This window comes from Rhodobacter aestuarii, assembly GCF_900156655.1.
Lineage (GTDB): Bacteria > Pseudomonadota > Alphaproteobacteria > Rhodobacterales > Rhodobacteraceae > Rhodobacter > Rhodobacter aestuarii.
Genome location: NZ_FTOG01000007.1, coordinates 121,732 through 133,968, shown reverse-complemented (window position 1 = coordinate 133,968; position 12,237 = coordinate 121,732). Strand labels below are relative to the sequence as shown.

Below are 12,237 nucleotides of genomic sequence, written 5' to 3'. Positions count from 1 at the left end.
CCACAACCGTCCTGAACGCCGGGATCTTTTAGGGTCCCCAGCGGACCAAAGGACAAAAGATGCAAAGACCCGAATTTTACAGTTGCGAAAACGGCCCCAAAGCCCCCCTGCCCTTTAGTGCCGAGGAATATGAAACCCGGCTTGCGGGCCTGCGCGATGTGATGGAACTGCACAGCCTTGATGCGGTGCTGCTGACCTCGATGCACAATATCGCTTACTACTCGGGCTTTCTTTATTGCAGCTTTGGGCGGCCCTATGGGCTTGTTGTCACCAAAGATCGTTCGGTGGTGATTTCGGCGGGGATTGATGCGGGCCAGCCGTGGCGGCGCTGCCACGGCGAAGCGCTGACCTATACCGATTGGGCGCGCGATAATTATTGGCGCGCCGTCGCCCATATCATCGGCACCGGAAAAGCGGTTGGCTGCGAGGCCGATCATCTGACAATGATCAACGCCGATAAATTCAGCCATTTCCTCAAGCCGAAGCGCGGGCTGGATGTGGCCCCCGCCACAATGGCGCAGCGGATGGTGAAATCCGAAGCCGAGATTGAGCTGATCAAACATGGCGCAGCGGTGGCCGATGTGGGCGGCTATGCGATCCATGATGCGATCAAAGAAGGCATCCGCGAGATTGACGTGGCAATGGCGGGTCGCGATGCAATGGAAGCGGAAATCGCCAAGCGCTTCCCCGATGCCGAATACCGCGACACTTGGGTGTGGTTCCAATCAGGGCTGAACACGGATGGCGCGCATAACCCGGTGACGGGGCGCAAACTCAAGCGCGGCGATATTTTAAGCCTCAACTGCTTCCCGATGATTTCGGGATATTACACTGCGCTCGAACGCACGATGTTCGTCGGCGAAGTGGATGACGCAAGCCGCAAGATTTGGGAGGCCAATGTCGCCGCGCATGAATATGGCATGAGCCTTTTGGTGCCCGGCGCGCGCTGCGATGAGATCACGCAAAAGATCAACGCCTTCTTTGCCGAACGTGACCTGCTGCAGTACCGCACCTTCGGCTACGGTCATTCGTTTGGCGTGCTCAGCCATTACTATGGCCGCGAGGCGGGGCTAGAGTTGCGCGAAGATATCGACACCGTGCTCGAACCCGGCATGGTGATCTCGATGGAGCCGATGCTGACGCTTCCCGAAGGAATGCCCGGCGCAGGTGGCTACCGCGAGCACGATATTTTGGTGATCGGCGAAGAGGGGTCTGAGGACATTACCAAATACCCCTATGGCCCCGACTTCAACGTGGTGGGCTAAACGTTTCGCGGGGGCAGCACTGCTTGCCCCCGCATCAGCCATGCCCTCAGCCGCGCGATTGCACCGATTTCGGGCAGATTGGCGCGGTTTCCGCGGCCCAAGGGGTTGACCTTAGGGCCTATGCACGGCGTCCTTGCGGTTCACAGCCCCCAGCTGCCGGGGGATTCGTTTCATTCGACAGGTGCTGCCCCGTGTCCCTTTTCTCATCCCGATTTCATTTGCCCTTCGCGGGGCTTGTCGCTGCTGCCCTTCTGGCAGGCTGCGCCGCTGATCCGATGACGCCTGCCGGGCTGTCTTCGTCTTCCGCAGTGCCGCGCGAATATCAGGCCCGTGCGGATGGGGAACGTGTCGTTCCGGCGGTGGACCCCGCCTATCTGGTGGAGCGCAACCGTCGCCGCTGGGTTGAATATAAGGGCCCCGAAGCACCGGGAACCGTTGTGATCGACCCCTATGCCCGGCTGCTTTATCACATTGTTGAAGAGGGCAAGGCGATGCGCTTTGGCATTGCCGTTGGCAAAGAGGGGCGCGGTTTTTCTGGCAATGCAGTGATATCGCGCAAGGAAGAATACCCCTATTGGCAACCGACGGCGCGGATGGTCCGGTCTGACCCTGCGCTTTACGGCCCGCTGGCGGGTGGCCTACAGGGTGGGCTGGATAACCCGCTTGGGGCGCGTGCGCTTTACCTCTACCGCAATGGGCGCGACACCTATTACCGCATCCACGGCACGATGGACCCGTCGTCCATCGGCAAGGCCACCTCGGCGGGCTGCATTCGGCTCTTCAACCAAGACATCATCGACATGTTTGATGAAACCGAACTCGGCACCAAGGTCCGGGTGCGCACCCGCGCCGAAAGCCTTGAGATGGAAGGCCCGATGCATGAGCTGCACAGCGGCTACGTCGTGCCCGCCGATGCCGAAAAGATCATTGCGGCGGATGAGGCGGCTTGGGAAGCAGGCAAGATCCGCGATGCCGAGGAGCTAGAGGCGGAACAGCACGCTGCCGCCGTTGCCTCGGCCGAAGAGCGCGCGACCAACTGATTTTTTCCACAGGATCTATCAGGGGCGGGTCTTCCCGCCCCTTTTTCGTGTTCGCCCACCAAGGCAAGCCCTTCCGCACGCGCTGCGCCGCAGCGTTCCGCTTTGCAAATCCCGGGCAGAGGGTCTATGCCTGCGCGCAAGGAAAGGGAGGTTTACCATGAGTGCCACCGCTCGCCTGAAACGGCTGATGCCCACCGATATCCGCGCCCTAAAAGGGCAGGCACCTGTTGTTGTGTTGACCGCTTACACCACCCCCGTCGCCAAGCTCGCCGATGCCGATTGCGACGTGCTTTTGGTGGGCGATTCGCTTGGCATGGTGCTGCATGGCTTGCCTTCGACGCTCGGCGTCACGATGGACATGATGATCCTGCACGGCCAAGCGGTGATGCGCGGCTCGAACCACGCGCTTGTGGTCATCGATATGCCCTTCGGCAGCTATGAAGAAAGCCCCGCGCAAGCGTTTCGCAATGCCGCGCGGATCATGGCCGAAACCGGCGCGGGCGCGGTGAAGCTGGAAGGCGGCGTGCATATGGCCGAGACCATCGCCTTTTTGGTTGCCCGCGGCATTCCGGTGATGGCCCATATTGGGCTCACACCTCAGGCGGTGAACACGCTCGGTGGCTACAAGGTGCAGGGCAAGGGCGATGATGCCGCGCGTCTGCGCGCCGATGCCAATGCCGTGGCCGAGGCGGGCGCCTTCTCGGTGGTGCTCGAAAAGGTACCTGCGGGCCTTGCGGGCGAGATTTCGCGCGAGTTGACGATTCCCACCATCGGCATTGGAGCCGGCGTGGACTGTGACGGGCAGGTGCTGGTGATTGACGACATGCTGGGCCTCTTTGCCGAGTTCAAACCGAAATTCGTCAAACGCTACGCGGAGCTTGGCAAAACCGCCGTGCAAGCCGTGGCCGATTACGCCGCCGAAGTGCGTGCGCGCAGCTTCCCCGCCGCAGAACATTCTTTCTTTGATGAGGCAGGCAAATGACCCAAGTGATCCGCTCTTCCGCTGAATTGCGCGAGAAGGTGGCAACCTGGAAACGGTCCGGCATGTTGGTGGGCGTGGTCCCCACGATGGGCGCGCTGCATGATGGGCATATGAGCCTTGTGCGCGAGGCCCGCAAACAATCGGACCGGGTGATCGTGACGATCTTCGTCAACCCGATGCAGTTCAATAACCCCGATGACCTAACCAAATACCCCCGCGACGAGGCGCATGATCTGGCGCTTTTGGAGGCGGAAGGGGTCGACGTGCTCTTTGCGCCGGGGGTTGATGAAGTCTACCCCAATGGTTTTGCAACGAAAGTTTCCGTTTCCGGAATTTCCGAACCTTTGGAAGGCGCATTTCGCCCCGGTCACTTCGATGGGGTGGCAACCGTTGTCAGCAAGCTTTTTGGTATGACCCAAGCGGGCCGCGCCTTCTTTGGCGAAAAAGACTGGCAGCAGTTGCAAGTCGTCAAACGGCTGGTCGAAGACCTGAACATTCCGATCCGCATCATCGGCTGCCCGACCATCCGCGAAGAGGACGGGCTGGCGATGTCGTCACGCAATGTGCGTCTGACGAGCGAAGAACGCGCCAGCGCCCCCAAGCTGCACGCCCAAATGCAAGCCGCCGCCGAAGCGATTCGCGCAGGCACACCGGTTGAGACAGCTCTCAACGCCGCGAAAGACGCCCTTCAGGCTGAGGGCTTTGGCACTTGGGATTATTTGGAACTGCGCACGGCGGACGGGCTGCGCCCGCTGGAAAGCCTGTCCGAACCCGCGCGGATGCTCGCCGCGGTCATGCTTGGCGATGTGCGCTTGATCGACAATATCGCGGTCTGATCCGTATCTGAAACCGCAAGCTCAGGCTTTGGGCTTGCGGTTTTGCAGCCGGTAAACCCCCTCGGGCAGATCCAGCGCCGCGGCCAGTTCCCGCAGTTGCGCGTGCGAGAACACCACCCGCATCACGATTTCCGTGTTTTCATCCAGTTGCTCCACCACAACGCAGTCTTCAAACGACTGGATCGTGATGTCTTCTTGCAAGTAATCGCGCGGATCATCCCCTTCATCGACAAGGGTGATCACGGTGGCGTCGAATTCGTGCTCGATTGTAAACATACCCACGATGCTAGCGCAGCATTTTGCAGCGGCAAGGGTAAAGTTTCGGCCCTTCACGTCTTTGCGCGTTGCGCAAGCGGCACACGGGCCGATAACATGGACTCACGATTTCGAGGCCTATGCATGTATCGCAACCGACTGTTTGCCTGTCTTTTCCTGCCGATCATGCTGGCCGCTTGCGAGGCGCCGCCGGGAACCGTTGTCCGCACGCCGCTGCCGCACTCGGGGCCGCCCGTCGTGAGCGCGGAACCGGGGCCAAGTGCCAAACAAGCTGCCCAAAACTTCATCGCCGTAGCCGCCGACATGGAACCCCGGATCGAGCGCGAATGCCGCGCGCGGACGCGCGGGCGCAACTGCGACTATCAGGTGATGGTCGATGACCGCCCCGACAGCACGCCCAACGCATTGCAAACCGTGGATCGGCGCGGCCGTCCCGTGGTGGCCTTCAACCTTGCACTGATCGCTGAGGCGCGGAACCGCGATGAACTGGCTTTTGTGATGGGGCATGAGGCGGCGCATTACATTTTGGGCCACCTTGAAGCCAAAAGCACCGATGCCAATCGCGGCGCCTTGATCATGGGAGCGCTTGCCGCTGCTTCGGGGGGCGACGAAAGCACGATCCAACAGGCGCAGGATTTCGGTGCCGAACTCGGCGCGCGACGCTATTCCAAAGATTATGAACTGCAAGCCGATAAGCTCGGCACGATCATCGCGTGGAATGCGGGCTATGATCCCGCGCATGGGGCGCTGTTCTTCACGCGACTCGCCGATCCGGGCCACAGCTTCCTTGGCACGCATCCCTCCAACGCAGAGCGCATCGCATTGGTGCGTCGCACCGTGGCGCAGCTGCGTGCGGGTGCAAAATCTGGCAGCGGCATCTAATCACTTTTTCCTCACGCCTCTGTGAGTTAGGCTCCCCAAAGCCCCACCTCCGGGGGCTTTGATCTGAATCATGGCAACAAGCGCCCTCTAAAACGAGCATGGCGCAACTCTGCCCGCAAAGGACTGACCATGTACGGACGGAAAACCCTCAATCGCCACGCCTCGCTGATGAACCGCATGGCGCAAGTGCTCGGCATCAATCTCACCGAGATGATGATCCGTGGCAAAATCAGCGGTGACGAGTGGCGCGAAGCGGTGGTTCGCTGCGCAAGCTGCAGTGAACCCGGAGAGTGCCTGCATTGGCTGGCGGAACATGCCGAAGCCGGTGTTGATCGCAATGCCGCGCCGATGAGCGATACGCCCGGCTATTGCACCAACCGCATGATGATGGCGCGTCTGCGGCACCAGCGCGCTGAGGATGAACTGGCGACGGAGGTCGCTCAAGGAGGATAGGATGGGCGCACAGGGCAATTTGGATTTGCACTTCTGGATCACCCGCGGGATGGCGCGGCGATTGGGCGTGAATCTGACCGAGGCGATGCATGACGGCAATCTAACACAGGCCGATTTTGCCTCGATGATCACGCGGTGCCGCGAATGCCCTGGGGTCGATGGCTGTATGGCCTATCTGGCGGGCAGCTCGCCCGCTGCGGGCGAGACGCCGGATTGGTGCCGCAACCGCGCCATCTTGCACGAACTCAGCGACCTGACCGTGCACTAAAGCGCGTTTTCGCTTCTATTGGCTGGCCAGCCACGCTGTCACGGCGTGGCGCACGGATTGGTCACCACGCGCACGCGCGGCATCAATCACCTGCTTCAAGACCGCAAGATCGACACGCCGGATCAAGTGCTTCACCGGGCCGATAGAGGCCGGACGCATCGAGAGCGTGCGCAGCCCCAAAGCCGCGAAGGTGAGCGCCTCAATCGGGCGGCCCGCATCTTCGCCACAAAAGCTCAGCGCCACATCATTGGCGTTACAACGCGCAATGATCGCCTCGATAAAGGCCAAGAAGCTGACGTCGAGCGTATCATAGCGCCGCCGCACCCGCTCGTTCTCGCGGTCTGCCGCAAAGAAGAACTGCTTGAGATCATTGCCGCCAATCGAAATGAAATCGCAGGCGGCAAAGAAGCTGTCGGGCGCGAAAGCAAGCGAGGGCGTTTCCAACATCGCCCCCACACGCACATCGCGCGGGACTGGGCGATTGAGGGTCGACTCGCGGTCGATCTCGCGCATCAACATCGCCTTGGCGGTGTTAAATTCGTCAGGCGCGGCGATAAAGGGGAACATCACCGACAAGGGCCGCCCTTCCGAGGCGCGGATCAACGCCTGAAGCTGCATTCGCAACACGCCGGGTTTATCCAACCCCACGCGGATCGCGCGCCAGCCCATGGCCGGGTTCGGCTCTTCTTGCGGCTTCATATAGGGCACGACTTTGTCAGAGCCGATATCAAGCGTGCGGAATTGCACCGGCGCGCCTTGCGCCGCATCAATCACCCGCTTGTAAAGCGCCGCCAACTCGCCCCGGCGCGGCACGCGCGACCGGATCAGGAATTGCAACTCTGTGCGGAACAGGCCCACCCCATCCGCGCCGGAACTGTTGAGCGAGGGCAGATCGGCCATCAGCCCCGCGTTCATCATCAGGCTGACATTTTGGCCAGATTTGTCCTGTGCCGGCACACCACGCAGATCGGCATAGCGTTTTTGCGCCTCGGCCTGCATCGCGATTTTATCGCGAAAAGCCCCGGCCACACTTTCTTCGGGCCGCAAATGCACGATGCCCTGATCGCCATCGACCAAGATCTGGTCACCGTTGAGTGCCTCATTGGTGACGCGGGCAGCATGGATCACGAGCGGAATAGCAAGCGCGCGCGCGACAATCGCCGCATGGCTGCCAACCGAGCCCTCTTCAAGCACCACGCCCTTGAGCTTGCGCCCGTAATCAAGCAGTTCCGCCGGGCCAATGTTGCGCGCCACCAGCACCGGGTTTTCGGGGAGTTCCGCCCCGGTATCCTTGCCCTGCCCCGTCAACAGCCGCAGCAGACGGTTCGACAGGTCATCAAGGTCATGCAACCGCTCGCGCAGATAGGCATCGGTCGATTGTTCAAGCCGTGCTCGCGCCGTGGATTGTTCTTTCTCCACCGCCGCCTCGGCCGAAAGGCCAAGGTCAATATCTTCGCACATCCGCCGCACCCAACCACGCGAATGGGCGAGCATCTTGTAAGCTTCAAGGATCTGGCGCTGCTCTTTATCCATTGCGGCAGAGCCAATCAGCATTTCGTCGATATGGGCTTGCAGCGTGGCCACGGCCTCTTCCAGCCGCGCCTTTTCCGCGTCGGGGTCGTCGCCCACCGGGTTCGCCACCACAACGCGCGGCTCATGCAGCCAAACGCGGCCCTCGGCAGCCCCCTCTTGTCCGGTCGCGCCACGGAACATGACCGGGAACCGATGCGCCGACCCAATGCCGCCCTGATCACCAGTGAAAGCGCCAAGCTCGGTCATTTCGGCGATCACCATCGCCACGACTTCGAGGCCGTAGACCTCGTCTTCGGAAAATTCGCGTGCCTCGCGCGACTGCACGACCAAGACGCCGAGCTTTTCGCCCACGCGTTGGATCGGCACCCCAAGGAAGCTCGAATAAATCTCTTCGCCAGTTTCGGGCATGTAGCGGAAACCGGGTTCCGAGGGCGCATCCCCCGTGTTCACCGCCACGCCCGTGCGCGCAACGCGCCCTACAAGACCTTCCCCGAGCCGCATCCGCACTTGGTGCACGGCTTCAGGGTTCAGACCTTCGGTGGCGCAAAGCTCCAGCGTTTCGGGGTCGCGGAACAGGTAGATCGAGCACACCTGCGTGTGCATCGAATCCGCGATCAGATGGGTGATATGGTCCAGCCGATCTTGCCCGCCACCGGGGGTGGCAAGCGTGTCACGCAGCCGGCGCAGCAGCGTCCGGCTGTCTGTGTCGCGACGCTCTACCATGCGTTGACGCCCCCGTCTTCTGCCAAGGGCCTGACCTCGATCAGCTCAGGCCGATTTCTCCAGCTCGAACGCATCATGGAGGGCTTGCACCGCCAGTTCCATATATTTCCGGTCGATCAGCACCGAAATCTTGATTTCGGAGGTGGAGATGACCTTGATATTAATGCCTTCGGCGGCCAATGCGGCAAAGCTGCGCGCCGCCACACCCACTTGCGAGCGCATGCCGATCCCCACAACCGAGACCTTCGCGACCTCGGTGTCGATGATCAGCTCGTCATATTTGATCTTGCCAGCCGCCACAGCTTCCTCGAGCGCTTTTTGCGCGCGCGCGACTTGGTTGATCGGGCAAGAGAAGGTCATGTCGGTCACCGCACCAGGGTGCGCCTCGTCATAATCCTTTTCCGAAATGTTCTGGACGATCATGTCCACGTTGACCCCCGCTTCGGAAAGCGGACCAAAGATCGCCTGCGCCACGCCGGGGCGATCTTCGATGGTGAAGAGGGTGATCTTGGCTTCATCGCGCGAATAAGCGACGCCCGAGACGACTTTCGATTCCATGATTTCATCCTCACCGCAGACAAGGGTTCCAGAAGTTTCGTCGGTGTCCTCGAAGGACGAGAGCACCCGCAGGCGCACATTGTAACGCATCGCCAGTTCCACGGAACGGGTCTGCAAGACCTTCGCACCAAGCGAGGCCAATTCGAGCATTTCCTCAAAGGCGATCTTATCAAGCTTGCGCGCTTTGGAGGAAATCCGCGGGTCGGTGGTGTAGACGCCATCGACATCGGTATAAATATCGCAGCGTTCCGCGCCAAAGGCCGCCGCAAAGGCCACCGCCGTGGTATCCGAACCGCCACGACCCAGCGTGGTAATGCGGCCTTCGGCGGAAATGCCTTGGAAGCCCGCCACCACCGCAACCTTGAACCCTTCGGCGAATTTCGCATCAAGGTTCTCGCGCGGGATCGACATGAACCGTGCCGAGCCATGCGCCGAGGTGGTGTGGATCGGCACTTGCCAGCCTTGCCAGCTGCGCGCCGACACGCCCATTTCTTGCAAACGCAGCGCCATCAGACCGGCGGTCACATTTTCACCGCTGGCCACGACGGCGTCATATTCGCGCGCGTCATAAAGCGGGGAAGTGCCCTCGACCCAGCCCACGAGTTCGTTCGTCTTGCCCGACATGGCCGAGACGATCACGATCACATCGTAGCCGCGTTCGACCTCGCGTTTGACCTTTGCCGCCGCATTGGCAATGCGGTCGAGATCAGCCACCGAGGTGCCGCCGAATTTCATCACGAGAAGCGGCATCTTCCCCTCCAATCCTGCGCCGGACCCTGCGTCCGGGTTCGCGCTCCTGCTATCGGAAGGCAGGCGCGCTTGCAAGGGTTTCACCCGCTTCACAAGCCTTTGTTCGCGGCGGGATGTCGCGGCTTTGTCACCCTGTCGTTACGGCGAGACGATAGCCCAAAAGCAAGACGTGAGGAGAAAGATGATGAGTCTTGCAGAGGTTGAAATTCGGGAACGTCGCGCGCAGGCGCGGGGGCTGCAACGCGCGCTTGAAGTGCTGCGCGCCGATCTGGTGCGCCGCTCAGAGGCGACGCTTGAAGGTTGGGACGGGATGATCCGTCGCCCCGAGTTCATGCCTTCTGCCCGCAACCTCGCCGATTATCTTGCGTTGCGTCGGGGCGATTTGGTGCCGTTTCAGGCTCCGCTCGCCTCGCTCGGGCTCAGCTCGCTTGGCCGGGCCGAAAGCCATGTCCGCCCTTCGCTCGATTCCGTGCTCGCCTCGCTGGCGATGATCGGCGGCGAGGGCACCGCCGATTACCCCACAGTTGAGATGTTCGCCGCAGGCCCCGCCCGGCTCGCCGCGCGGCGCGATATGCTGTTTGGCGCGCGCCGCGATGCGCCGCGTTCGCGGGTGATGGTCACCCTGCCCACGGAAGCCGCCGAAGACGCAACGATCGTCGGCAATCTGCTCGCCGCGGGGGCCGATTGCATCCGCATCAACTGCGCGCATGACACGCCTGACGTTTGGGCCGCGATGATCGGTCATGTGCGCCATGCCGCCGTGCGGATGGGTCGGCGCGTGCCGGTGCAGATGGATCTTGAAGGGCCGAAACTGCGGGTTGAGGCGCTTTCAAACGGCAAAGCGGAATCGCATCGGCTGTTTGAGGGCGACCAATTTGAGGTGGTGGAGCGCTTCTCTCAGCATATTGATCATTTGCAGATCAAGCTTAGCCACCCCGCGCTCATGGCATTGATGGCCGAGGGCGGCGCGCTTTGGATCAATGACGGCAAGCTACGCGCCAAAATCGTCGGCGTCGCCAAAGGGCGGGTGCTGGCCGAGGTGGTCTCGACCCCATCAAAAGGCGCCAAAATCAAGCTTGAGAAGGGCGTGAACCTGCCCGGCGTCGATCTGCGCGTGCCTGCGCTTACCGCCAGTGACATTGCCAACCTCGATTTCGTTCTGAGCCATGCCGATATTCTGGCGCTTTCCTTCGTGCAAACCAGCGCTGATCTGCGCGCGCTTTTTGCCGAATTAGATGCGCGCTCGGATGGGGGCACCAGCCGTGATTTACCCGCGTTGATGCTGAAAATCGAAACTCCCTTGGGCCTGCGCAATCTGCCCGGGCTGATTGTGGAAGCGGGTGGCCGGATGCCGATCGGCGTGATGATCGCGCGCGGTGATCTGGCGGTGGAAATCGGCTTTGAACGGCTCAGCGAGATCCAAGAAGAGGTGCTGTGGCTGTGCGAAGCGGCCGAGGTGCCCGTGGTCTGGGCCACCCAAGTGCTCGAAAGCATGGTCAAAGACGGTCAAGCCAGCCGCGCCGAGATGACCGATGCCGCAATGAGCCAACGCGCCGAATGTGTGATGCTGAACAAAGGGCCGCATCTGGTGCCTGCGGTGGGCTTTTTGCGCGATGTGCTGATGCGGATGGATCGGCACACGAACAAAAAATCGCCCCGGCTGGGCGCTTTGGGGCTGTGGCACGACCTCTAGGGGCGTGAGTCTTACAGCAAACCTGCGCAAACGTTTTTGCACCGCCCATTTTACCAGCAAAGACGCCGCGCATTGCGGCAATTGCTACAGCTTTAGGCCCGACCGCCGCGAAACTGCGCAGCCCGTCCCGGCTTTTCTTGACCGAAACGGGCTTCGGCGCGACCCTTAGCTTATTGGAGCAGGATGGTTCCAAGGTTCCAAAAGACCCCGCACCCCATGCGGGTTGACTGAATAAGCCGCTCGACCGCGCAGCCTCCTCCTCCCGCTGCAAAGGCCGAGCGGCTTTTTCCTTTCCTAGCGCTTAAAACGGCAGTTCCGTCCCGTCATAGCTTTCAAAGCAGCCGGTTGTGTCGAGCGACAGCGCCGCGAAACGCGCGGTCAGCCCAGCCACCGATTGCGCGGGGGAAATCTCCGCTTGTGGGCCGCCCATATCGGTTTTCACCCAACCGGGATGATAAATCCCCACGGCCACACCCTCGGACTTCAAATCCACCGCCAAGTTGCGCCCAAGGTTGAGCGCGGCTGCTTTGGAGGACCGATAGATATAGCTTCCCCCCGGCGCGCGCGCATCAGACGCCATCGCAGAGGAAATGATCGCCACCTTGCCTTTGCCCGCGCGCAGGTTGGGAAGCAGCGCTTGCACCGTCAAGAACACGCCCATGACATTGACCGCAAAGCTTTGCGCCCAAAGCCTTGGCGCATAGCCCGCCTCAAGAGCTTGGCCCTTATCGGCATAGACCCCGGCATTGCAGACCAACAGGCTCAGCGGCAGACCGTTGAGCCGCCGCGCAAGCTCTTTGACGCTGTCTTGCTGCATCACATCAAGCGGCAGAAGGTCGCCTTCGGGGCGCCGCGCCGTGCCAAAAGTGGCCATGCCTTGATGGCGATAATGGCTCAACAAAGCCGCACCGATACCCCGATTTGCCCCGGTAATGAGAATGGTCATGCGATCCTCCTTTTTGCCCATCATGCCGCGCT

Annotated in this window: 12 protein-coding genes; 8 read left to right on the top strand and 4 right to left on the bottom strand. The window is 61.3% G+C overall.

The window, feature by feature from the left end; all coding sequences use genetic code 11:
• Positions 1–59: 59 nt before the first annotated feature.
• The 4 genes from BW967_RS11290 to panC all read left to right on the top strand — a co-directional run bounded on the left by BW967_RS11290 (position 60) and on the right by panC (position 4,123).
• On the top strand, positions 60–1,265 hold the full coding sequence (locus BW967_RS11290) for an aminopeptidase P family protein (RefSeq protein ID WP_076485175.1): 1,206 nt from the start codon (positions 60–62) through the stop codon (positions 1,263–1,265).
• 191 nt (positions 1,266–1,456) lie between these two features.
• Entirely contained in the window at positions 1,457–2,305 is an 849-nt protein-coding gene (locus tag BW967_RS11285; protein WP_076485174.1) for a L,D-transpeptidase, read from the top strand.
• A 157-nt stretch (positions 2,306–2,462) separates the two neighbouring features.
• Entirely contained in the window at positions 2,463–3,287 is an 825-nt protein-coding gene (gene panB / locus BW967_RS11280; RefSeq protein ID WP_076485173.1) for a 3-methyl-2-oxobutanoate hydroxymethyltransferase, read from the top strand.
• Complete coding sequence (gene panC, locus BW967_RS11275) at positions 3,284–4,123, top strand: pantoate--beta-alanine ligase (RefSeq protein ID WP_076485172.1); 840 nt, start codon at positions 3,284–3,286, stop codon at positions 4,121–4,123. Before panB ends, panC begins: the two co-directional genes overlap by 4 nt.
• Before the next feature lie 21 nt (positions 4,124–4,144).
• On the opposite strand, the gene BW967_RS11270 is transcribed toward panC, so the two are convergent.
• Positions 4,145–4,399 (bottom strand): hypothetical protein, encoded by a 255-nt coding sequence (locus tag BW967_RS11270; protein ID WP_076485171.1) that lies wholly within the window; start codon positions 4,397–4,399, stop codon positions 4,145–4,147.
• A gap of 123 nt (positions 4,400–4,522) precedes the next feature.
• Between BW967_RS11270 and BW967_RS11265 the strand changes: the two genes are divergently transcribed.
• The 3 genes from BW967_RS11265 to BW967_RS11255 all read left to right on the top strand — a co-directional run bounded on the left by BW967_RS11265 (position 4,523) and on the right by BW967_RS11255 (position 6,002).
• Positions 4,523–5,281 (top strand): M48 family metalloprotease, encoded by a 759-nt coding sequence (locus BW967_RS11265; RefSeq protein ID WP_076485170.1) that lies wholly within the window; start codon positions 4,523–4,525, stop codon positions 5,279–5,281.
• A gap of 129 nt (positions 5,282–5,410) precedes the next feature.
• Positions 5,411–5,734, top strand: a complete 324-nt coding sequence (locus tag BW967_RS11260; protein WP_076485169.1) for a DUF6455 family protein — start codon at positions 5,411–5,413, stop codon at positions 5,732–5,734.
• Position 5,735: 1 nt separating this feature from the next.
• The gene (locus BW967_RS11255) at positions 5,736–6,002 is read left to right on the top strand and encodes a DUF6455 family protein (protein ID WP_076485168.1); all 267 of its coding nucleotides are present in this window, start codon (positions 5,736–5,738) and stop codon (positions 6,000–6,002) included.
• A gap of 15 nt (positions 6,003–6,017) precedes the next feature.
• Here the strand turns inward: BW967_RS11255 and ptsP are convergent, their stop codons facing one another.
• Positions 6,018–8,258 (bottom strand): phosphoenolpyruvate--protein phosphotransferase, encoded by a 2,241-nt coding sequence (ptsP, locus tag BW967_RS11250; protein ID WP_076485167.1) that lies wholly within the window; start codon positions 8,256–8,258, stop codon positions 6,018–6,020.
• A gap of 45 nt (positions 8,259–8,303) precedes the next feature.
• Complete coding sequence (locus BW967_RS11245; RefSeq protein ID WP_076485166.1) at positions 8,304–9,566, bottom strand: aspartate kinase; 1,263 nt, start codon at positions 9,564–9,566, stop codon at positions 8,304–8,306.
• Positions 9,567–9,750: 184 nt separating this feature from the next.
• On the opposite strand from BW967_RS11245, the gene BW967_RS11240 reads away from it, so the two are divergent.
• A complete protein-coding gene (locus BW967_RS11240) occupies positions 9,751–11,259 on the top strand; it encodes a pyruvate kinase (protein WP_108188597.1) in 1,509 nt (502 codons plus the stop codon).
• Between the two features lie 301 nt (positions 11,260–11,560).
• Here BW967_RS11240 and BW967_RS11235 read toward each other — a convergent pair whose 3' ends face one another.
• Positions 11,561–12,205 carry an SDR family oxidoreductase gene (locus BW967_RS11235; RefSeq protein WP_076485296.1) on the bottom strand — a complete coding sequence of 215 codons (645 nt, stop codon included), beginning with the start codon at positions 12,203–12,205 and terminating at the stop codon, positions 11,561–11,563.
• Positions 12,206–12,237 lie beyond the last annotated feature (32 nt).